Source organism: Pantoea sp. DY-17 (genome assembly GCF_019795975.1).
GTDB lineage: Bacteria > Pseudomonadota > Gammaproteobacteria > Enterobacterales > Enterobacteriaceae > Pantoea > Pantoea leporis.
Genome location: NZ_JAIMIG010000007.1, coordinates 23,985 through 44,501, shown reverse-complemented (window position 1 = coordinate 44,501; position 20,517 = coordinate 23,985). Strand labels below are relative to the sequence as shown.

At 51.4% G+C, this 20,517-nt stretch carries 21 protein-coding genes; 18 read left to right on the top strand and 3 right to left on the bottom strand.

Annotated features, from left to right (window positions below; genetic code table 11):
- The first annotated feature begins 6 nt into the window (after positions 1–6).
- The 12 genes from K5Y33_RS22290 (at position 7) to K5Y33_RS22235 (ending at position 10,511) form a co-directional block, all read left to right on the top strand.
- Positions 7–510 carry a fimbrial protein gene (locus K5Y33_RS22290; RefSeq protein ID WP_222235126.1) on the top strand — a complete coding sequence of 168 codons (504 nt, stop codon included), beginning with the start codon at positions 7–9 and terminating at the stop codon, positions 508–510.
- A gap of 11 nt (positions 511–521) precedes the next feature.
- Positions 522–1,013, top strand: coding sequence for a fimbrial protein (locus K5Y33_RS22285; RefSeq protein ID WP_222235125.1), 492 nt, complete (start codon positions 522–524; stop codon positions 1,011–1,013).
- Entirely contained in the window at positions 1,014–1,481 is a 468-nt protein-coding gene (locus K5Y33_RS22280) for a fimbrial protein (RefSeq protein WP_210081781.1), read from the top strand.
- A gap of 5 nt (positions 1,482–1,486) precedes the next feature.
- Positions 1,487–2,005 (top strand): fimbrial protein, encoded by a 519-nt coding sequence (locus K5Y33_RS22275; RefSeq protein WP_222235124.1) that lies wholly within the window; start codon positions 1,487–1,489, stop codon positions 2,003–2,005.
- Complete coding sequence (locus K5Y33_RS22270; protein WP_222235123.1) at positions 2,005–2,802, top strand: hypothetical protein; 798 nt, start codon at positions 2,005–2,007, stop codon at positions 2,800–2,802. The genes K5Y33_RS22275 and K5Y33_RS22270 overlap by 1 nt, the downstream gene beginning before the upstream one ends.
- Positions 2,741–4,528, top strand: coding sequence for a PglL family O-oligosaccharyltransferase (locus K5Y33_RS22265; protein WP_222235122.1), 1,788 nt, complete (start codon positions 2,741–2,743; stop codon positions 4,526–4,528). The genes K5Y33_RS22270 and K5Y33_RS22265 overlap by 62 nt, the downstream gene beginning before the upstream one ends.
- Before the next feature lie 297 nt (positions 4,529–4,825).
- Complete coding sequence (gene lpxP, locus K5Y33_RS22260; RefSeq protein WP_222235121.1) at positions 4,826–5,749, top strand: kdo(2)-lipid IV(A) palmitoleoyltransferase; 924 nt, start codon at positions 4,826–4,828, stop codon at positions 5,747–5,749.
- Positions 5,750–5,887: 138 nt separating this feature from the next.
- Positions 5,888–7,327 carry an efflux transporter outer membrane subunit gene (locus tag K5Y33_RS22255; RefSeq protein WP_222235120.1) on the top strand — a complete coding sequence of 480 codons (1,440 nt, stop codon included), beginning with the start codon at positions 5,888–5,890 and terminating at the stop codon, positions 7,325–7,327.
- Positions 7,328–7,441: 114 nt separating this feature from the next.
- Positions 7,442–8,587 (top strand): alanine racemase, encoded by a 1,146-nt coding sequence (locus K5Y33_RS22250; protein ID WP_370634160.1) that lies wholly within the window; start codon positions 7,442–7,444, stop codon positions 8,585–8,587.
- 106 nt (positions 8,588–8,693) lie between these two features.
- Positions 8,694–9,089 carry a polyketide cyclase gene (locus K5Y33_RS22245; RefSeq protein ID WP_101760704.1) on the top strand — a complete coding sequence of 132 codons (396 nt, stop codon included), beginning with the start codon at positions 8,694–8,696 and terminating at the stop codon, positions 9,087–9,089.
- 436 nt (positions 9,090–9,525) lie between these two features.
- On the top strand, positions 9,526–9,792 hold the full coding sequence (locus K5Y33_RS22240) for a hypothetical protein (RefSeq protein ID WP_137386792.1): 267 nt from the start codon (positions 9,526–9,528) through the stop codon (positions 9,790–9,792).
- Positions 9,793–9,866: 74 nt separating this feature from the next.
- Complete coding sequence (locus K5Y33_RS22235; protein WP_222235119.1) at positions 9,867–10,511, top strand: oligosaccharide flippase family protein; 645 nt, start codon at positions 9,867–9,869, stop codon at positions 10,509–10,511.
- Positions 10,512–10,591: 80 nt separating this feature from the next.
- On the opposite strand, the gene K5Y33_RS22230 is transcribed toward K5Y33_RS22235, so the two are convergent.
- Positions 10,592–11,284: a LuxR C-terminal-related transcriptional regulator gene (locus K5Y33_RS22230; protein WP_222235118.1), complete on the bottom strand. Its 693-nt coding sequence runs from the start codon at positions 11,282–11,284 to the stop codon at positions 10,592–10,594.
- A 291-nt stretch (positions 11,285–11,575) separates the two neighbouring features.
- Here K5Y33_RS22230 and K5Y33_RS22225 point away from each other — a divergent pair, with 291 nt between their 5' ends.
- Positions 11,576–12,193, top strand: coding sequence for a trimeric intracellular cation channel family protein (locus K5Y33_RS22225; protein WP_008109765.1), 618 nt, complete (start codon positions 11,576–11,578; stop codon positions 12,191–12,193).
- Here the strand turns inward: K5Y33_RS22225 and ligB are convergent.
- Positions 12,107–13,876, bottom strand: coding sequence for an NAD-dependent DNA ligase LigB (gene ligB, locus K5Y33_RS22220; RefSeq protein WP_222235117.1), 1,770 nt, complete (start codon positions 13,874–13,876; stop codon positions 12,107–12,109). The two genes, K5Y33_RS22225 and ligB, sit on opposite strands and share 87 nt — an antisense overlap.
- A gap of 240 nt (positions 13,877–14,116) precedes the next feature.
- Here ligB and gmk point away from each other — a divergent pair, with 240 nt between their 5' ends.
- The 5 genes from gmk to recG are packed head-to-tail and all read left to right on the top strand — an operon-like array spanning position 14,117 to position 19,979.
- A complete protein-coding gene (gene gmk, locus K5Y33_RS22215; protein WP_008109768.1) occupies positions 14,117–14,740 on the top strand; it encodes a guanylate kinase in 624 nt (207 codons plus the stop codon).
- A 57-nt stretch (positions 14,741–14,797) separates the two neighbouring features.
- A complete protein-coding gene (gene rpoZ / locus K5Y33_RS22210; protein WP_007885265.1) occupies positions 14,798–15,073 on the top strand; it encodes a DNA-directed RNA polymerase subunit omega in 276 nt (91 codons plus the stop codon).
- 20 nt (positions 15,074–15,093) lie between these two features.
- The gene (gene spoT / locus K5Y33_RS22205) at positions 15,094–17,205 is read left to right on the top strand and encodes a bifunctional GTP diphosphokinase/guanosine-3',5'-bis pyrophosphate 3'-pyrophosphohydrolase (protein ID WP_101760709.1); all 2,112 of its coding nucleotides are present in this window, start codon (positions 15,094–15,096) and stop codon (positions 17,203–17,205) included.
- Positions 17,206–17,208: 3 nt separating this feature from the next.
- A complete protein-coding gene (gene trmH, locus K5Y33_RS22200) occupies positions 17,209–17,904 on the top strand; it encodes a tRNA (guanosine(18)-2'-O)-methyltransferase TrmH (protein WP_210081773.1) in 696 nt (231 codons plus the stop codon).
- Entirely contained in the window at positions 17,901–19,979 is a 2,079-nt protein-coding gene (recG, locus tag K5Y33_RS22195) for an ATP-dependent DNA helicase RecG (RefSeq protein WP_222235116.1), read from the top strand. The genes trmH and recG overlap by 4 nt, the downstream gene beginning before the upstream one ends.
- Here recG and K5Y33_RS22190 read toward each other — a convergent pair.
- Complete coding sequence (locus K5Y33_RS22190; RefSeq protein ID WP_192415283.1) at positions 19,976–20,461, bottom strand: MarR family winged helix-turn-helix transcriptional regulator; 486 nt, start codon at positions 20,459–20,461, stop codon at positions 19,976–19,978. The genes recG and K5Y33_RS22190 overlap by 4 nt on opposite strands.
- Positions 20,462–20,517: the final 56 nt, after the last annotated feature.

Sequence of the window (20,517 nt, the reverse complement as noted above, 5' to 3'; positions counted from 1 at the left end):
AACAGCATGAAGTGGCTGGTCATCTTCTTCGCACTGCTGCACTGCGAAATGCTCTTCTCAGCGCCGATCGCGCCGCATGAAGAAATTATCCCCGGCACGAATAGATATCCAATTAATGTGTCGGGGATTATCGTCAGCTCCCAATGTACTTTGAATGGTGATCGAGAAAGTCGTGTTAACTTCGGCGATATCATCATTCAGCTAATTGATGGTATCCGATTCAGTAAATCGGTGCCATTCACCGTCACGTGTCCGGGAGCTTTCAACGGGGAGCAGGAAGTTTTTATCTCAGCTACAGCGGCGGTGTTTGATAAAAATGTCATTTCTACCACCAACAGCAATGTGGGCATCAAATTAATATTAAACGGTAAAGAAATCGAAATAAATAAAGCACACAACATTGATTGGCGAATATCAAACACATTGATTGCCGTGCCGGTTAAAAACAAGGTCAAAGTCACAGCGGGTAACTTTACTGCAACCGCCACCATGGTATTGAATGTTCGTTGAGGAGACACGGAATGCAGATTATAAAAATAATGTTCTGTCCACTGATCATTGCATTTGCGTTGCATAGCACGTTGTCTAATGCCAATGCAGGCGTCAACTTTTCAGGAAAGCTGATTAACGTCCCGTGTAAAATTGACAATAATAAAGATATCGATGTCAACTTTGGCGACAGTGTGGATATTAATGAAATAGATGGTCTGAAATACACTGAATTGTTGACGCTGTCGATTAGGTGCGATGAAAACTATTCCGAAAATCTTTACTTCCGTGTATCGGGTAGCGCAGCAACATTTGATAAAGCAGCAATACGCACTAACATTACCAACGTTGGGATAAAATTCATCAATGGTAAAGATGGCACACCACTCGAAATAAACAAAAAATACAATTACGTGCAGACAGGGGATTTTTCTCTAAAGGTGGTTCCTGTTAAAAAATCTGGTTCAATACCCTTACCAGGTAAGTTAACAATAAGTGCTCAACTGATTGTCGAGCCTCAGTGAATGAAAACTGCAATACTCATACTATCACTGTTTATTTATTGTTGTAATTCACACGCTGTGAAAATAAATTTTTCAGCCACACTGATCAGTATTAATTGCGTAATAAACAATGACAAACCGGCAGACGTTGATTTTGGTGATGCAGTAGGAGTAAATCATATTGATGGTGTGAGATATCAACAGCGTGTTCCTATCAGCATCGTATGTCGGACCCCGCCGGGAAAACAGCTGGAACTGGCATTTTTGGGCATAACCAGCAATTTTGATGCCAGCGCATTATTCACAGGGATTGATGATTTAGGTATCAGGATAATGCAGAATAATCAACCCATTATAATCAATCAGCGCTTTACGCTTGATGATGTTACGCAGCCAATATTTTATGCCGTTCCGATAAAGCGAGCTGGCAGCGCTTTGAAAAGCGGACGTTTTAAAGCGCTAGCAACGCTTGTTATTAAATACGAGTAATGATTATGCGCATCCCTGTAATGTTAATAATAACTCTGCTATCAACATGTTCTATAAACGCCTTTGCAGCTGCTGACTTTTCTTTTACGGGCGGATTGGTGCAGGAACCCTGCATACTTGACCCCAACAGCAGTGATATTGTTATTGATTTTGGCAGCGTCATTAATAAATTTCTTTATCGCTACCAGCGTACCGCGGGTATTCCCATAACGCTTAATTTACAGGGTTGCGATACCTCAACAACCAATAAACTCTCAATCACCTTTAAGGCAACAGAAGATGCACAGCAAGCGGGCATGATGGCACTTGATCCATCCAGTACCGCAAAAGGTATCGCCATTGGCATTGAAGAAAAAGGTATTTTTATTACGATAAACAAAAGCGTCGAGAGGATTTTCCATTCTGGTGACAACAAAATTGTCTTTGACTTATTCCTGTCTGCTAATCGTGAAAGCATTAAAAATAACGAATTACAACCCGGGACAATAAATGCCAGCGCAACTGTAGAACTGGAGTATCACTAATGAGCATTTTTAAACTCATCTTTTATTTTATTTGCATAATTACTCCTGCATTAGCACAAGCCACGATCATCAGCCATAATACTTTTCTTTCCTGGATTGGGCAATATACTACCTTTCGTGTGTATGTTTATCACTGGGATGAAGATAGCCCTTTGAAAAATCCGTGTTATAAGCAGCCGGGCTGTAAGATCGCATCTTTTCCGGAAAATAATGGGGTTCCCGCTGACATTCATGCGCCAAATGTCTTATCTGCAGAAAACTATGCAACCATTGGTGAACTGGGAAAAGCGTATAAAGCTAAATACCCTTTATCGACAGAACATACCTTCCAAATAGACGGCAGGTCAGCTCTATACAATTGTTTTCGATTGGCAGCATTTCAAAATGATTGGCGTGATGCAACCTTCCTGCCTGATAATATCTGTATCCAGTATCATAAATATCCCGTCAGCTGTTCACTTTTGGGTGATACTAATCTCTATCACGGCTATGTTTCTGATAAAAGCATAAACGGTAATACTGCTCAAACGCAGTTAACACTCTCCTGTAGCTCAGCGGCAACGGCACAAATTTACGCGGTAGGGTTTAACACCAATATTGTCTCACTCCGTTCGGATAACAGTTTGCAGACTGAATTAAAAGTCAACGATCAAGATGCTTCTGAAGGCATTGAGCTTAAAGTAAATTCAGCCGACTCGCTGGCAACATTTACGCTTAGCTCAACGCTGCGTACTCATGGAGCAGTCGCACCTGGCGCATTTAATGGTGCCGGCACGCTCATCATTTCCGCTTATTGATTTGAAGAAAAACATGTTTTTTATCCCTAATTTTCGCAAGCCCCCATTTACTACATTACTTGTGTCATTGGTCGTGGCGAGCGACTTACTATTGATGCTGCAAGTTTACGTTGCCAATATGGGCGGTTCAGGTTTTCGCCTGCCGCAAAATCTTATTACGCTCATTTTTATGGGCATTTGTATTTTTATTGTGGCAATAAAATGCCTCTTTTCGCCCCCCTCGACGGACGGGGTGCGAGTGGCAAAGGTGACACCGATATGGCTGCTAGCGTTTCTGCTCCTTAGCCAGCCCATACTCTATACGTTTTACGGCAATCATGATGTGACCTTACTCCCCCAGCTAACTGCCTATGCTCTGGCAGTGCTGTTTTACCTGGCCATGCTACAAATCCCCCTTTCGCCAAACGTTAAAAGGCTCTGGCTGATATGCATCATTACTGCGGCCGTGGCGCAAGCGATGCTGGCGCTATGCCAACTCTTCATGACGGGGGCAAATAACTGGATGGAATTTCCGGCAAATGGCACCCGCGTCTATGGCATTTTCCAGCAGGTAAATTTACTGGGTAGTTTTCTGGCTACTGGCTGGACGTTAGCGCTGTATTTTAGCTTTAAGGTGCGTCATGGCGGGCTTCGTTTACTATTGGCAGCGATCATGGCTGTATTGCTGGTGATTTTAATGATCATCCAGTCTCGCGTTGCCTGGCTTGGTGCGTCGGCCAGTAGCGCTTTGCTTATCTGGACATTCCGCCGGCATCGCCATTGGCGGCAACACCTCTTGATTGGCTTACCGATTGCATTAGCAATTGTGATAGCTTGCCAGACCCTGCTCGCGTATGCCCCCATGGCGGGATTACACAAAGTGGATAAAACCCATTCAACGGCAGGTCGTGTGCAGATGATCACGCACAGCCTGCATATGATCGCCGAACGTCCTTTACGTGGTTGGGGTGCCGGTCATTTTGAGCACGATTATCTGCTGCACGTACGTGAGGAAACGGCGCATCCGTTGAATTCTCGTCCCCCAACGCACCCGCATAATGAAATCCTGTTTCAGTGGGTGGAAAATGGCGTTATTGCGCTGGCGGGAGTGGCACTAATAATTTGGGCATGGTTCAAGCCCGTCGTAACCGGCAGCCCTCATGCAAGGCGACGCGCCTTTACGTTTTGGACGATGACCTTACCTATCGTGACCCATCTGCTTTTTGAGTATCCACTCTACCAGTCCGCGCCGCATGGTCTGGTATTACTACTGCTGATCCGTCTGATGCAATCTGAGTCAGATCTGCAAAGCCTGACTCTGCGCCCGTTGGCGCATTACGCTGCGGCTGGGTTTGTCACCCTTTTTGCTCTCGCTTTGATGGTTTTTGCGGCAACAGGTTTGCACACCAATGCCATCCTGACGCAAATTGAGCGCAACAGGTTTGCTGATTTTTCCCATGCTGAGCAACTTATTAATCCTTACGCCCAATGGGAGCGCTATCAGTTTGATGCAAACCTTCATCGTCTAATGACGTTCAACAGCACAAACGATGTCGTGCAATTAATCCCATTCAAAGTGTGGGCAAGGGAATACCTGACAAAGCACCATGATGCCAACGTTACCTACTCACTGCTTAAAATTGCCATGTTGCAGGGAGACATGGAATGGCAACAGAGACTGCATCAGCGCGGTCATCAGCTTTTTCCTGAAGACAAACGCTTTAATCTTCCTGAGCAAAGTAAATAAAGCGTAAAGATTAGTGTGTCCTTATTAACAGACAGTTCTTAATCTACTACGTGATGGCTATTTTGACTTCTTTAGGATGAGTTTACCCTGCTGTTTTTAAAGGGAATGAATAAAAGGTGATAGAATGAGGCCGTTCTAACCATGAATGTGCTCAATCCTGAGGATTGCAGAGATTGGGTAACATTGACGGCACTTTTTGCTAAAGTGCTGGTCGTAATCAATACAGTTGTACCGCTCCAGGAACTCAGGGACCCTTTTTCTTCGTGCGATACATTTTTTCCCCGACATGAAGGCGTTATGACGAAATCCAGGCAGTTCCATTCCAAACTTATGCATCCCCGTTATTGGTTTACCTGGTTTGGGCTAGGTGTGCTGTGGCTGCTGGTGCAACTTCCTTACCCCATTCTGATCCGGCTTGGTGCTGGCGCTGGCAAATTGTCGCGTCACTTCCTGAAGCGCCGCGAACGCATTACCCGTCGCAATATCGAGCTGTGCTTCCCCAATATTAAGGAAGAGAAAATCGAGGCGATGATTGCCGGCAACTTCGAATCGCTAGGAATGGCGCTGGCAGAAACCGGTATTGCCTGGTTCTGGTCTGATGCACGCGTGCGTCGTTACTTCGAAGTGCATGGTCTGGAAAACCTGCAGCACGCACAAAGCCACCAGCGTGGTGTGATGGTCATCGGTGTGCACTTTATGTCGCTGGAACTGGGCGGCCGCATTACCGGTTTATGCCAGCCAATGATGGCGATGTATCGTCCGCACAATAATCAGGCGATGGAGTGGGCACAAACCAAGGGTCGCATGCGTTCGAATAAAGCGATGATCGATCGTCGCGATTTGCGCGGCATGGTGCAGGCGCTAAAAAAAGGCGAAGCGGTCTGGTTCGCACCGGATCAGGATTACGGCCCCAAAGGCAGCGTGTTTGCTCCGCTGTTTGCGGTGAAACAAGCGGCGACCACCAACGGCACCTATGTTTTGTCTCGTCTGGCAAAACCGGCGATGCTGACCATCGTATTGATTCGTAACCAGGATAAGAGCGGTTATCAGCTGATTATTCAGCCTGAACTGGAAAATTATCCGTATGAAGATGAAGCCGCTGCCGCTGCTTACATGAATCGCGTGATTGAAAATGAAATTCTGCGCGCGCCCGACCAATATCTGTGGCTGCACCGTCGCTTTAAAACCCGTCCGCCGGGTGAAGCGTCTCTCTATATCTAATCTCTTGATGCAGCAGGTTTTCACCTGCTGCTCATTTTCTCTGCTCACATTTAACAACCATTCTTAACGAAAAACAGGTTTGTCAAAATCTGCCCCGCCTCTTGTAATGGTCGCCTTCACCTCTCTTTGACCAGAACCATGACACAGCACTTTCACTGCAAATTTCTCGCGCTGGCCGTTGCCACTGCGCTGCTGGCCAGTTGTGCCAATCCACACGGCTTACACCCCAAAAACACGCTGCTTGATGCTAACGCTCTGCAAGCCAGTCAATCCCTGAAAAACACGCATTTCAGCGCCGCGAATTGGTCAAAAAGCGCATGGTGGCAAGGTTTTAACGATGCTCAACTCAATCGACTGATTAATGATGCGATGGCATCCAGCCCGGATTTGCAGGTAGTCAACGCGCAAGCGGATAAAGCCAATGCACAAGTGATTGCCGCCGATGCCGAACGCTATCCGGATGTCGATCTCAACGCGGGCATTACGCGCTCGCGTGTGGCAAAAGTGGATGATCCGCTGCTGGAGGGGAAAAGCTATAGCACGCTGCGCACCGCTAACGTTGGCTTGAGCTACACCTTCGATTTATGGGGCGGCAAAAAAGATGCCGCTGAAGCCGCATTGGGGCAAGCACGTGCCAGCGAGTTGGATCGTCAGGCCAGTCAGTTAACGCTGGCCGCGAACGTGACGCGAGCGTGGAACAACCTTAATCTCGCCTGGAATAATGCCGAACTGGCGCAGCAGAATGCCGAGCGTGCGGCGGGTATCGCCAAAATTCAGCAGCAATATGTCAGCGCTGGCCTCACTTCCGATTACCAATATAAGCAGGCGCTGTCGCAGCAGAAAACCGCGCAAGCCGAATTGACGCAAGCTCAACAGCAAGTCACCGATGCCGGTATTCAGCTTTCGACGCTGATAGGTAAAGGCCCGGATTACTGGCACCAGCTAAAACCGGCGCAGATGAATGTGCCGGTCGCCGCCATGCTGCCAAACGCCATTCCGGCCGAACTGCTGGGTCGTCGTCCGGATGTGGTGGCCGCGCGCTGGCGCGTTGAAGCGGCATCAAAACAGATCGCCGCCAGCAAAACCGAGTTCTATCCCAACATCAATTTGGTGGCCGAAGCCGGCACCAAATCACTGCTCGGCGATGCCTTCTTTGGTGCGCCAAGCCGCTTCTTTAATGTGGGACCGAGTTTGTCATTGCCGATCTTTGACGCGGGCAAACGTCGCGCCGATTTAGCAGAGAGCGACGCCGATTACGATCTGGCGGTAGCGCAGTACAACAAATTGCTGATTAGTTCACTGGGCAATATCAGCGACACCATTACTCAGTTGCAGTCGATTCAGGATCAGCTGGCGCAACAGGAAAGCGCCAACCAGCTGATTCACAGCGCGTGGGATGATTTGCATAGTGAATACGCAGCGGGCCTGCGTCCTTATCTTGATGTGCTGACAATTCAAAATCAGCTGATCGAATCCGACCAAAAAATGGTGGCGCTGAAGGCGCAGCAAATTAACCTTGCGGTGGTTTTGATTGAGGATTTGGGCGGCGGATTCCAGAGCGGCAGCTCTAAGGTTTGAAACGGTCGCCATGAATGGCGCCCCTACAGCAGGAATGTGCCGATTTTGTCGGCTGGCATTCTAGCGTGCATTGATGAATCATAGTCCGCACTGTGTAATCACCTGCGGACTATTATGATGGAAAAGAATATTGAGGCTGGTTGGTTGCGGCCTCTGATTGCCGACCGACTCACACCTTACCTCGAAATTGATGCAGCGCGCCTGCAACGCAACCTGCAACAGATGCAGCAAAAAGCCGATGCCGCTGGCGTCACGCTACGTCCTCATATCAAAACCCATAAAAGCGTCTGGATTGCTGAGCAGCAGCGAAAGCTCGGCGCGCGCGGCATTACCGTATCTAAACCGAGTGAAGGCATCGCTTTTATTCTCGGTGGCGAACGCGATCTGCTGCTGGCTTACCCCGTAGTGCATGCCGAAACGCTGAAAGAATTTTTGGCGGTGGCCGCACAACATCAGGCGCGCATTACCTGCATTGCGGATTGCACGAATGGCGTGGCGGCAATAGCGGCTGCACATCAGCGCCAGCCCGATTGCCAGCTGGCGTTAGCCATCAAAGTGGATGTGGGATTACATCGCATCGGTGTTGATCCGCACGGCGATGCCGCCGTTACGCTGGCGCAGAAGATACAGGGTGCGGGCCTCACGTTTGCCGGGCTGGTTTCTCATGCCGGTCACGCTTATGGCGCAGGCAACGCCGCAGCGATTGCCGACGTTGCCCTGCAGGAAATCACATTGATGCGTGATCTGCAGCAGCGCCTGATTGCCGCTGGTTTTGCGCACTGCCCGATTTCAGTCGGTTCAACGCCAACGGCATTGGCGGCACCCGTCGCGCAAGGCAGCGATGAAATCCGCCCCGGCAATTATGCGCTGCTCGATCTTACCGCATGGCGTTTAGGTCTTTGCACGCCAGAGGCGTTGGCGCTGAGCGTGGTGACGCGCGTGGTAGCGGTCAATCCGCACTTCGCCATTATTGATGCCGGTTCCAAAATGCTTAGCTCTGACAAAGGGCCGCACGGCACCAATGCCAGCGGATTTGGCATCGCCGTCGATGAGCAAGGCAATGATTATGAAGTGTTGAAGCTGTCGGAGGAGCATGGTTTCCTGCAATATGCTGAACAGGCACCCGCCGTTGGCGCGCTGCTACGCATCTTCCCTAATCACAGCTGCGCGGTAGTTGCGCAGTCCGATCGCTTCGTGCTGCGCCATGCTGATGGTACGGGTGAAGAACAGGCTATTCAGGGACGCGGCAAGTTTATCTGATTACAGCGTTTTCACGGAAACCGCTGCTGACCCACACTTCCATGACCGGGCCGTTTGCAGCCCGGTATCAGCGTGCTTTAATGGCTGTATCACATCAGGAGGTCCCATGCTGCCATCTCAGACCGTCACACTAACGGTTCCACGCAACTGGTTAGATTTGTATGAAACCATCTGGAAACCGGAATGCTTTGCCAAATGGGCTAGCGGACTCAGCGCCAGTACGCTGACGCAGGAAGGGAACAGCTGGAAAGCCAAAGGTCCCGAGGGAACGGTAAAGATTCGCTTTACCCCACACAATCCCTTTGGCGTGATGGATCACTGGATTGATACCGGAACGGGTAAAGAGATTTATATGCCGATGCGGGTGATTGCTAATGAGCAAGGCGCGGAAGTCGTGATGGTGGTTTACCGTCAAGCATTCATGTCTGACGAGAAGTTTGCCGAGGATGTTGCATGGGTAAAACGCGACCTGGAACAGCTTCTTCATCTGTTAACTCATTAGAATCAATGGATTATGCAGAGATCGCTTCTTTAACGCATGCTGGAATCAATCAATAAAAATCGCTTACTTTTTTGCTCAGTAGCGTTTAACTGTTTTGCTCAAACCTTCACGTATTTATCTGTTAAACACCAGTCTGGCTTAAGCATCCTCAACAGGAAAATTCCTGGTGAGGATGTGCAGAAAAATGCTGAGTGCCTCTGATTTATCAAAGTTTTTTCTTTTTTTCTTTATCACTGATCCATTCAACCCTATGGAATGAAGAAAAGCACTAATAAATAGTAAATCACTCGCCTTATATATTCTGATGCAAATTCTGAAACCATTTATTCCTGCGGTCTATTTATAGGAGTTTTCTGATGGTGTTAAATTAATTAAAACACGGTATAACTCATTTCACACACAGCAGTAACCATAATAACAACAGCAGGGAAATAACATGGATCGCTCAACCTATCCTTTGTTATCAGAAAAAGAATTTGTTGAGATTGCCAGCCGGATGCTGGCCGGGGAATATATAAACTCAAAGGGATTTTATAATGATCTTACGGATTTCCTCCGCACAGGAGGAGATACCATTAAGACAACAACATCATTAAGCGCCAGGGTCATCTTAATAAATTCAGAACATCATTTAATTGAACGCATTTTTACGTGGCAAAACCTGAAAGGTATATCAGGGCTGCGTCAGGATGCGCTGCATTGATGTAAGCTGTGCTTTGGCCTGTGGCCAGAGTAACCCCTTAATTGCACTGGTACATGTACCATAATGAGCAGAATATGGCGATAAGAGAAAAAAATCTGACCAACGCTAAATGGTCAATTTTGTCATCGATTAAAATCGTCGGCATTGGTGTTTTACAACTTTCACTTCTGGCACAAATACTCCAGGCAAACGAGTTAAATTTACTCGCCATTGCTATTGTAATGTTATTGATTATTGACACACTGGCCGATCGCGGATTTGGCAATGCCATTATCAGAACTAAAAACCTGAACAATAGCGATCTCTCAATATTATATTGGGGGAATGTATTAAGCGGACTCGCTATTTTTGCCGCGCTGTTTATTGGTAGCGATATTTCTAGTCGAATGATGAATCAACCCGAAATGGCAATAATGCTGGAAATGATTTCGGTCATCTTCATTATTATTCCGCAGGGACAATATTATCGCGCCATATTACAGCGGGAAAACCAATTTTCGCGCATCGCTTTTGCGGAAACATCTTCTGTACTGGTGGGATTAAGCGTCACACTCTTTACCGTGTGGCTGACGCCTTCAGTGCTATGCGCCATCTGGGGCTACCTCGCCATGGCATCCATCAGAATGCTGATCTACTGCTACTACGGTCGCTCCTGGTTCCAGCCAGAGTACCGTTTTAGCCTGAAAAGTTTCGCTAACGTGCGAGCAAGAAACGGATAATAAAAACAAGTCTGTATGGTGGGCTCTGGGCATCTGAAAAGATGCGTTCGCGTGCTGGTCGCCAGCACGCTTTTTTCTTTTTAGGCTTCCAGTAACTCTTCCAGTGACTGAAAACTGAGTTCACTTAACTTGCCGTTACGCTGCAAGCGCAGCCAACTCACTATCATACGTAACTCATCAATCACCATGTAGAGATCGGCCATATCATTCTTGCTTTTGACCTGCAGCCGCGCCAGTGCATTGAGTTTGTGTGCGTTCACTGTTTTATGACTGATACCTAAGCGAATGCCGATATGCTCTATGCTGTAACCCCACGCCATCATCAGTAATACCCTTAATTGCCTGTCTGGCAAAAGAATATCCGCACCTTCAACTAACTGAATTTGGGCATTAGTGTTGATGCTGGTGAGAAGACGGCTGGAAAGTATCTGACGAGAGGATTTTAAGTCCAACACCGTCAGCGAAGGCAGGTAACGACTGAGCGCATGCATCAGCGGTAACAAACGCCGCGTCAGCACCATGATTTGCATCGCGGGAAACTGCTGCTGTAAGGCGTAAAGCACTTTTAAGGTGCCAGTTAGTGGCATATTTTCATGAAAGATACACACCAGCAAACGCGGTTTCATCTTTTCGCACTTCGCCATGACCGTGCTGAGAGACCATAGCTCATGCAGCTGACACGCAACAGGTAACGAGGACAAAAGACTCTCAAGCCCCAGCGCCGCCAGTTTGTCAGAGGAGAAAAAGAGGATGTCTTCGTTACGAGTTTTCATGCCTGTCCAATAGTTGCTACACGTGATGCCTGAGAGCGGAAAGCCTGCTTCAATTGCCAGTAATCACGTACGACACAAACTGGCTAGAACTTAAGAAGAGAAGATCTGCCCCTCTTCGCATCATTTATACTTATGCGAAAAGGCCAATAACTGCAGATTTATCCCGCCTGCTAAGCCTGTTAGCATGCACGCCATCAAAATGCCTAATCCGATGACGCTTTATTTAGAAAATCTCAGTGGTCTACACTCTGGGAAATCTTTAGCCTTGCCGCCAATTTACTGGAGTGCTCTATGTTATTAACCGTTCTCTATATTATTGGTATTACAGCCGAAGCCATGACCGGCGCGCTGGCGGCAGGACGTCGTAAAATGGACCTGTTTGGCGTGATCATCATCGCCTCGGTCACCGCCATTGGCGGCGGTTCGGTGCGTGACATTTTGCTGGGCCACTATCCGCTCAGTTGGGTTAAAAACCCGGAGTACATCATGATCGTGGCTGCGGCTGCGGTTGTGACCACTTTTGTTGCACCGCTAATGACGCACCTGCGCAAAGTTTTTCTGGTGCTGGATGCGCTGGGTTTAGTGGTGTTCTCGATTATTGGCGCCCAGGTTGCACTGGATAGCGGGCACGCCTCCATCATTGCTGCCATCGCCGCCGTGATCACTGGCGTGTTTGGCGGAGTGCTGCGCGATATGTTCTGCAACCGCATTCCGCTGGTGTTCCAGAAAGAGCTGTATGCCGGTATCGCTTTTGCCTCGGGCTGGATGTATATCCTGTTGTTGAAAACGCCGCTGGCGCATGAAGCGGTGGTGATCATCACGCTACTGTTCGGCTTCTTCGCCCGCTTGCTGGCGCTGCGTTTCCGCCTCGGTTTGCCGATCTTCAACTATCCCCATCCTGAACATTGAATCAGTTGCAGGAATCTCCTGCTGCTGCAGAAAGTGAATCAACTGCTGCAGGTGCGCATCCTGCAGCATCATCACAATCCGTTGTGCTAACACGCTACCGATACCGGGCAGCTGCTGCCAGCTTTCCGCCGTTCGCGCCAGCAACTGCGACCACTGCGCATCCGGTAAAGCCTGTAACGCTGCATGCGGCAACGGCAAGCCAAGCGCACTCACCCAGCGTCGCAGCGGCTGCTGACGCGTCAGGTTAAAGCGGTGCCAGATAAGTTGCGCGCGAGCCGGCGTGATGCCATTAGCCTGCGCAATCTGATCCGGCGTCAGTGTCAGCCAGGAAAAGAGATGGCTGATAGTGCCGCTATCCAGCAGGCGCTGCCAGCTGCTGCGCTGAACGCCCGCAATATCGAGTACCGACTTCTGGCTGAGCCAGCTAAGGCGAGATAAAAACTGCGCCCGGCAGTCGGCGCTAAAGTGCAGACAGGTTAAGCCGTGGAATTCGCCCTCCTGTGGCGACGCTGGATAATCGCGCTGCGCCACACGCCAAATCACGCGCTCCAGTCGCGGAATGCCTAATCCCGCCAGCGTGAGCGTCACCTCATCACCCGCGATCACATCCAGTTCCCGCCAACGTCGCAGGGAACCAATGTTTACCCGGCGTACCGTTTTGTCCTCCAGTTGCACCGGTATCAGATTTAGCACCACGGCGATCTTGCCCGTGCGGCCCACATTGAAATCCACTGACAGCACTTCGCTGCTGACTTCTGCTGGTTGATACTTCCATGCCGCTGACCAACTGCCCTGGCCGGGCTGCCAATCGCGCCCTGCGCTGACGGGTGATTGATGAATTACTACACCATCGGTGACAAACGGCAGCGATTCGCGGAACCAACGATCGCGCCATACCGCGACCTCTTCTTCATTACTCACCTGACGGCTCCAGCTCAGCGCCAGCCCAAATCCCCATTGTGTGAGCTGCGCCAGACGATCGGGCATCGAATTGGGTCCATCCGGCCACGCCCAGATAAATACGCTAAGCTGCTCAAGTAGCGGGCTGTTGTCGTGGCGCATCATCGCTCCCGCCACCTGCGCGCGCGCGTTCTTGCCGCCGTCACGCGCCTGTTGATGATCGGTCATTTGCAGAAACAGCTCACCTTGCAGCACCACTTCCTCACGCAAGGTATCCAGCCGCTGCGGGATGGAGGGAATATGTGCGGATTTGGCCAGCCACTCTTCGCCACGTAAACCATCACCGCGACTGATCAATGAGGCCAACTTACCCTGTCGATATACCAAAGTAACGGCGACGCCATCGACTTTCGGCTGCAGCCATAGCACAGATTTGTCCTGCATCCAGTACGCCACTGCCAGCTTATCGCGCAGTTTGCGCACGCCGGTATGCGCCACCGGATGATGCGTACTGCCGTCGGTGGTGAGTTGTGCATCGTAGGTGGCGTGCGCCGGAGTGAAACAGCGCTGCCACTGCTGTAATCGCTGTTGCAGGCTGTCGTAATCGGCATCGGTCACCAGATTTGTGCCCTGCCGGTAATACGCGTCATCCCACTGTCGTAGCTGGGTTTGCAGCTGTGTGATTTCCTGCCCCGCGCGCACCGGCGACCAATTCGGGCAGAGCGCTTCGGCCCAGCAACCTATACTGAATAAGCAACACAATAGACTCAGGCATCCTTTCATCTTCGCTCTCCTTTTTCGCTATTGGAGCGCGCAGCGCAGGCCTTTACCAGCCATGAAGATTGCGCGCTGGATGCAGATTCCAGAGATTAAATTGCTGTTGCAGTCTGCTACATCAGCCTCTGGCGCGGCTTCACAGAAAAAAGAATTGCCTCAGCCAAGCGGCAAACGCTGCGTGACCACCCCAAGCCGTGTATACTGTGCAGGAAATCGACTCCGCTCTTTACTCAATTCAAGATAACCATGGCTCAAGGCACGCTTTATATAGTTTCCGCCCCCAGCGGCGCGGGTAAATCCAGCCTGATTCAGGCGCTGTTAAAGACACAACCGCTGTACGATACGCAGGTGTCTATTTCTCATACCACCCGTGGCGTGCGTCCCGGTGAAGCTCATGGTGAGCACTACTTTTTCGTCTCTAAGTCCGAGTTCGAGACCATGATTGCAACAGACGACTTCCTCGAACATGCGGAAGTGTTTGGCAATTATTACGGTACGTCACGCGCTGCGATTGAGCAGGTGCTGGCGACCGGCGTGGACGTCTTCCTGGATATCGACTGGCAAGGTGCGCAGCAAATTCGCCAGAAAATGCCTGCTGCACGCAGCATCTTTGTGCTGCCGCCTTCTACCGAAGAGTTGGATCGTCGCCTGCGTGGCCGCGGTCAGGACAGCGAAGAGGTGATTGCCCGTCGTATGCAACAGGCAGTGGCGGAAATGAGCCACTACGCCGAATATGACTATTTAATTGTTAATGATGATTTCGATCTGGCGCTGTCAGATCTGAAAACCATTATTCGCGCAGAACGTCTGCGTATGGGTCGCCAAAAATCGCGACATGATGCTTTAATCAGCAAACTATTGGCAGTCTGAATTCACTTTCAGTATTATGCCCAGTCATTTCTTCATCATCTGTGGAGTAGCACACCTATGGCACGCGTAACCGTTCAGGACGCAGTAGAGAAAGTTGGTAACCGTTTTGACCTGGTGTTGGTCGCTGCACGTCGTGCACGTCAGATGCAGGTAGGCGGTAAAGATGCGCTGGTTCCGGAAGAGAACGATAAGCCAACCGTTATCGCCCTGCGCGAAATCGAAGAAGGTTTGATCACTACCCAGATTCTGGATGTCCGTGATCGTCAGGAACAGCATGAGCAGGAAGCCGCTGAGTTACAAGCCGTTACCGCTATCGCTGAAGGTCGTCGTTAACAGCACTTCGCAGGTCGCCCTTGTATCTGTTTGAAAGCCTCAATCAACTGATTGAAAAATACTTGCCTGAGGAGCAAATTAAGCGCCTCAAGCAAGCTTATCTAGTCGCGCGTGATGCCCACGAGGGTCAAACACGCTCCAGCGGCGAGCCTTACATCACCCATCCTGTTGCTGTCGCCTGCATTCTGGCCGAGATGAAACTCGACCATGAAACGCTAATGGCGGCGCTGCTGCATGATGTGATCGAAGATACGCCCGCCACTTACCAGGATATGGAACAGCTGTTCGGTAAAAGCGTTGCCGAACTGGTGGAAGGTGTATCCAAGCTCGATAAGCTGAAGTTCCGCGACAAGAAAGAAGCGCAGGCTGAAAACTTCCGCAAAATGATCATGGCGATGGTGCAGGATATCCGCGTCATCTTGATCAAACTGGCTGACCGCACGCACAACATGCGCACGCTCGGCGCGTTACGTCCGGATAAAAAACGCCGTATCGCGCTGGAAACGCTGGAGATTTACAGTCCTCTGGCGCACCGCCTTGGTATTCATCACCTGAAAACAGAACTGGAAGAGCTCGGCTTTGAAGCGCTCTACCCGAACCGTTTCCGCGTGATTAAAGAGGTGGTGAAAGCGGCGCGCGGTAACCGTAAAGAGATGATTCAGAAGATCCTTGCTGAAATCGACGGTCGCTTACAGGAAGCAGGTATTCCCTGCCGCGTAAGTGGACGCGAAAAACATCTCTACTCGATCTACCGCAAAATGCACCTGAAAGAGCAGCGTTTTCACTCGATCATGGATATCTACGCTTTCCGCGTCATCGTGAAAGATCTGGATACCTGTTATCGCGTGCTCGGACAGATGCACAGCTTGTACAAACCGCGTCCCGGACGCGTAAAAGATTACATCGCCATTCCCAAGGCCAACGGCTATCAATCGCTGCATACTTCAATGATCGGCCCGCACGGCGTGCCGGTTGAAGTGCAGATCCGTACTGAAGATATGGATCAGATGGCAGAAATGGGTGTGGCAGCACACTGGGCGTATAAAGAGAGCGGCGAAGTCAGCGGCACCACCGCGCAGATTCGTGCTCAACGCTGGCTACAAAGCCTGCTGGAGCTGCAGCAAAGCGCCGGTAGCTCATTTGAATTTATCGAAAGCGTGAAATCCGATCTCTTCCCGGATGAGATCTATGTGTTCACGCCGGAAGGCCGCATCGTCGAATTGCCGGCTGGCGCCACGCCGGTCGATTTCGCCTATGCGGTGCATACCGATATCGGTCATGCCTGCGTCGGCGCACGCGTTGATCGCCAGCCTTACCCGCTGTCACAATCGCTGACCAGCGGTCAAACCATTGAAATCATCACCGCGCCGGGTGCTCGCCCGAACGCTGCCTGGCTCAATTTCGTCGTCAGCTCGAAAGCGCGCGCCAAAATCCGTCAGCTGCTGAAAAACCTCAAACGTGAAGACTCCGTCAACCTGGGTCGTCGTCTGTTGAGCCACGCGCTCGGCGGCAGCAAGAAGCTGGCAGAGATTCCGGTTGAGAACATTCAGCACGAACTTGAGCGCATGAAGCTGACCGCCATCGATGATTTGCTGGCAGAAATCGGCCTGGGCAACGCCATGAGCGTGGTGGTGGCAAAGAACTTGCTGCAGTCAGGCAGTGAAGAGCCGCAGAGCAACAGCAAACGCAAAAAGCTGCCGATCAAAGGCGCGGATGGCGTGCTGATTACCTTTGCCAAATGCTGCCGTCCAATTCCTGGTGACCCGATTGTGGCGCACGTTAGTCCCGGAAAAGGTTTGGTGGTGCATCACGAATCCTGCCGTAACATCCGTGGCTACCAAAAAGAGCCTGAAAAGTTCATGCCGGTTGAGTGGGATAAAGTGACCGACCAGGAATTTGTCGCTGAGATTAAAGTCGACATGTTCAATCATCAGGGCGCACTGGCGAATCTGACCGCGGCAATCAACACCGCCAGTTCCAATATTCAGAGCCTGAATACCGAAGAGCGTGATGGTCGCGTGTATAGCGCCTTTATCCGCCTCACCGCGAACGATCGCGTCCATCTGGCGAATATTATGCGCAAAATTCGCGTAATGCCGGACGTGATCAAAGTTCACCGCAACCGTAACTAGCCCATGAACGCTCAACGTTTTGCCCGAATTCAGGAGATGCTGGCCCTGCGCCAGCACGATCTCACCGTCTGCATGGAACAGGTGCATAAACCGCATAACGTCTCGGCGGTGATCCGTACCGCCGATGCGGTGGGCATTCATGAAGTGCACGCCGTCTGGCCAAGCGTGCGTATGCGCACCATGGTTTCCGCTTCGGCCGGCAGCAACAGTTGGGTGAAGGTTAAAACGCATCAGCATATTGCAGATGCAGTGCGTCATCTGAAGGATGAAGGCATGCAGGTGCTGGCGACCAATCTGTCCGCCAAAGCGGTAGATTTTCGCGACATCGATTACACCAAACCGACCTGCATTCTGATGGGTCAGGAAAAAACCGGTATTACCGCTGAAGCGCTGGCGCTGGCCGATCAGGACATCATTGTGCCGATGGTGGGCATGGTGCAGTCGCTCAATGTTTCAGTGGCTTCCGCGCTGATTTTGTATGAAGCGCAACGTCAGCGACAGAATGCCGGCATGTATCAGCGCACCTATAGCCTGCTGGATGAAGATGAGCAGCAGCGTTTGCTATTCGAAGGCGGTTATCCGGTGCTGGCACGCGTCGCCAAGCAGAAGGGCCTGCCGTATCCGCACATCAATGGTCAGGGCGAAGTAGAAGCCGACGCCGAGTGGTGGGCCACCATGCAATCAACAGGTAGAAAATGAAAGGCCGTCTGCTGGATGCCATCCCGCTCAGTACCCTGACCGGCGTCGGCGCCAGTCAGGCGGGCAAGCTGGCCAAACTTAGCCTGTTCACCATTCAGGATCTACTGCTGCATCTGCCACTGCGTTACGAAGATCGCACCCAACTGTATAAAATCAATGACCTGCTGCCCGGCGTTTATGCCACGGTGGAAGGTGAAGTGCTGAGCAGCGAAATCACTTTCGGTCGCCGCCGCATGTTGGTGTGCCAGATCAGCGATGGCAGCGGCATGCTTACCATGCGTTTCTTCAATTTCAATGCCGGGATGAAAAACAGCCTGGCGCCGGGCCGTCGCGTTACCGCCTACGGCGAGATTAAGCGCGGTCAGCGCGGTGCTGAAATCATTCATCCCGAGTTTCGCGTGCAGGGCGAACAAGGCGAAGTTGAGCTGCAGGAAACCCTGACGCCGGTTTATCCCACTACCGAAGGCATTCGCCAGGCGACACTGCGCAATCTCACCGATCAGGCGTTGACGTTGCTGGAGAGCTGCCCAATTGCCGAGCTGCTACCATCCGAGCTGAGCGGCGGGCTGATTAGCCTGCCGGATGCACTACGCACGCTGCATCGTCCACCGCCGGATCTGCGTTTAAGTGAGCTGGAGACTGGCCGCCATCCAGCACAGAAACGCTTAATTCTGGAAGAGCTACTGGCGCATAACCTCAGCATGCTAGCAGTACGCGCCGGTGCGCAGCGCCATCATGCATTGCCGATGACGGCGCGCCACGAGCTGGTTGATCAGCTTCTGGCGGCGCTGCCCTTCTCGCCAACCGGTGCGCAACAGCGTGTGGTGGCAGAAATCGAAAAAGATTTGGCCAACGATTTTCCGATGATGCGTTTGGTGCAGGGCGATGTCGGCTCCGGTAAAACGCTGGTGGCCGCACTGGCGGCACTGAACGTCATCGCACACGGCAAACAGGTAGCGCTGATGGCACCGACCGAGCTGCTGGCCGAGCAGCATGCCAACAACTTCCGCCAGTGGTTTGCACCGCTGGGAATTGAAGTGGGCTGGCTGGCGGGCAAGCAGAAAGGCAAAGCGCGCGAAGCGCAGCAGGAAGCCATTGCCAGCGGTCAGGTCGCGATGGTGGTCGGCACCCACGCGCTGTTCCAGGAGCAGGTGAAATTCAACGGGATGGCGCTGGTGATCATTGATGAGCAGCATCGCTTTGGTGTGCACCAGCGCTTAGCGCTGTGGGAAAAAGGCGAGGAGCAAGGTTTCCATCCGCATCAGCTGATCATGACCGCTACGCCGATTCCGCGCACGCTGGCGATGACGGCTTACGCCGATCTCGATACCTCCACCATCGACGAATTACCGCCAGGACGTACGCCGGTGACCACGGTGGCGATTCCCGATAGCCGCCGCAGTGAGATCATCACGCGCGTGCAAAGCGCCTGTCACGAAGGACGTCAGGCTTATTGGGTGTGTACGCTGATTGAAGAGTCGGAAGTGCTGGAAGCGCAGGCGGCAGAAGCAACGTGGGAAGAGCTGAAAGTGGCGCTGCCCGATTTGCAGGTTGGCCTGGTACACGGCCGCATGAAGCCTGCCGAAAAGCAGGCGGTGATGGCGGCGTTTAAGGCCAATGAAATCCAGCTGCTGATCGCCACCACGGTGATCGAAGTGGGCGTGGATGTGCCGAATGCCAGCCTGATGATTATCGAAAACCCGGAACGTCTCGGTTTGGCTCAGTTACATCAGCTGCGCGGCCGCGTTGGGCGTGGTGCTGTCGCTTCACACTGCGTGTTGTTGTACAAAGCGCCGCTCAGCAAAACCGCGCAGAAGCGGTTGCAGGTGCTGCGCGATAGCAACGACGGCTTCGTGATTGCCCAGCACGATCTGGAGATTCGCGGTCCGGGTGAAATGCTCGGCACACGTCAAACCGGCAACGCCGAGTTTAAAGTAGCGGATTTACTGCGCGATCAGGGCATGATTCCCGAAGTTCAGCGCGTGGCGCGTCATATCCACCAGCACTATCCAGAGCAGGCGCAGGCACTGATTGAGCGCTGGCTGCCGGAAACCGAGCGCTACAGTAACGCTTAATCCGCCGTCTTGCTTTTATCGATGGCAATAAAATCCCCGACAAATTTCTGCAGCAGACGCGCCAACTCGGCGCGCTCTTCATCCGGCCAGCTGGCAAACAGGTTCTGATAAATTTGCGCGCGCGCCGCATCGATTTTGTCAGTCATCGCTTTACCTGCCGCAGTGATCACCGCTTCATTCACCCGTTTGTCTTTGGCATTTTTCTGGCGCTGCGCCAGCCCTAACTCCTCCAGCTTCGCCACCTGACGACTGACGGTGGTGTAATCGCGTCCGGCCCGCTCCGCCAGCTCCACCACGCCAATTGGCCCGAAGCGACCGATTTGAATCAGTAGCGGAAACAGCGCGCGGTCGAGCTGAATATTTGACTCTTTTATCAATAATTCATCACGTTGTGGACGATTGAAAGTTCCTACAATCATCAGCAGCGCGTTGTGCAGATCATCAAATGCAGCACCATTATGTGTATTTTGCACACTTTTCATTGACGTTATCCTGAGGTATGCCTAATGTGTGCATATTACACATAGTTCCCACTTAA